Origin of the sequence: Streptomyces anandii JCM 4720 (genome assembly GCF_014650655.1) — a bacterium.
Classification (GTDB): domain Bacteria; phylum Actinomycetota; class Actinomycetes; order Streptomycetales; family Streptomycetaceae; genus Streptomyces; species Streptomyces anandii.
In genome coordinates this window covers 234,394-235,760 of record NZ_BMVJ01000004.1, presented here as the reverse complement: position 1 = coordinate 235,760, position 1,367 = coordinate 234,394, and the positions used below count along the sequence as shown (strand labels likewise).

Genomic DNA, 1,367 nt, shown 5'->3' with positions numbered 1-1,367 from the left:
GAATCTGGCGCTGCTCCAGGGCCTGGCGTCCGGGCAGTGGTCGCCGGCGATGGATCCCTGTCCCGGGGGGTGTTGCGTGGCGCTTTCTAAAAATAACAGTCATTGACTATAGAAGTGGGGCCGGGCCATGCTGGGCTCATGACTGCCTTTCACCTCGCGCAGGTCAACATCGGCCGCATCGTCGCCCCGCTGGACGAACCCGAGTTGGCCGACTTCGTCGCCCAACTGCCCGAGATCAATGCGCTCGCCGACCGCAGCCCGGGGTTCGTGTGGCGCATGGTCGACGACGGGGGCGAGGACGCGACCGGCTTCCGTCCCGACGAGCGTGACGACATGCTCCTGATCAACTGTTCGGTCTGGGAGTCGGTCGAGTCCCTGCGGAACTTCACCTACCACACCGATCATCTGCGCGTACTGAGCCGCCGCCGCGAGTGGTTCCGGCGCATGGCCGAGACGCACCAGGCCCTGTGGTGGATTCCGGCCGGCCACCGCCCGAGCGTCGCCGAGGCGATGGAGCGGGTGGCCCTCGTACGTGAACACGGGCCGGGGCCGCTCGCGTTCACCTTCCGCGACCCCTACCCGGCGCCGGCCGGGGCCGCGCGGATCCAGGGCTCGCAGATCTAGAAAGACCGGCCTCGAACTCCGCGGAGGCGAAGCCCTTGTCGCAGATCAGCAGCAGTCCGCTGCGGTCGGCGGCCAGGTGGGGTTCGCGGTCGAACATGGCCGCCAGCACCTCGCGTTCGTCGATCTTCGGGGTGGCCGGCGCCCAGGTGACGGGCATCCCGGCCGGGGTGCAGACCAGGTACAGCCGCAAGCCCCGGAAGAACCGGGAGTGGGAGGCGCAGTAGCCGTATCCGGCCCAGCCGGCCAGGTTGGACCGTCTGGCCGTCGGCCCGGACCGGCCGCAATCCACCGGGGACCTTTCGCTGCGGGCGCGGGCACGCTCATGGCGTTGGGCGGGTGGGGGAAGAGGGACGTGATGCAGTTCACGGGGGAAAGGGTGACAGGGTGTTGTCGCAGACAGCTGCGACTGTCGACGCATGACGATCACAGATGAGGACTGCCTCGCCGAGACCCTGACATTCAACGCCCAGTTCGAGGCTGCTGCCGCGAGCCGTCCACCTCATGGGCAAGCGGTGGATGCAGACATGCTGGCGCTTCTGCGGCGCAACCGGCTCGGTGGCGACACGCCACCAGTGCGACTGCCGCAGGGCCAGGACCGCGTCGTCGCGGGCGGGGTGAAGGTCCGGGCGTTCGTGCCGGATCACGTCGACGGCGTGTACCTGCACATACACGGCGGAGGCTGGGCGTTCGGCTCTGCGGGCGGGCAGGACGAGAAGCTGTGGCGGCTTGCCGTGGAAGCCCGG

The 1,367-nt window shown here is 69.0% G+C and carries 1 protein-coding gene and 2 pseudogenes; 2 read left to right on the top strand and 1 reads right to left on the bottom strand.

Going from position 1 to position 1,367, the window contains the following annotated elements; genetic code table 11:
• The first annotated feature begins 138 nt into the window (after nucleotides 1-138).
• Complete coding sequence (locus IE249_RS09745; RefSeq protein ID WP_189704371.1) at nucleotides 139-624, top strand: DUF3291 domain-containing protein; 486 nt, start codon at nucleotides 139-141, stop codon at nucleotides 622-624.
• On the opposite strand, the pseudogene IE249_RS40255 reads toward IE249_RS09745, so the two are convergent.
• Nucleotides 578-925: pseudogene (locus IE249_RS40255) on the bottom strand (transposase family protein); the annotation flags it as partial. The gene IE249_RS09745 and the pseudogene IE249_RS40255 overlap by 47 nt on opposite strands.
• A gap of 115 nt (nucleotides 926-1,040) precedes the next feature.
• Between IE249_RS40255 and IE249_RS36780 the strand changes: the two are divergent.
• A pseudogene (locus IE249_RS36780) lies at nucleotides 1,041-1,367 on the top strand (alpha/beta hydrolase); the annotation flags it as partial.

Coding starts and splice junctions, on each gene's coding strand:
- IE249_RS09745 (WP_189704371.1), top strand. CDS start 139: ATGACTGCCTTTCACCTCGCGCAGGTCAACATCGGCCGCATCGTCGCC.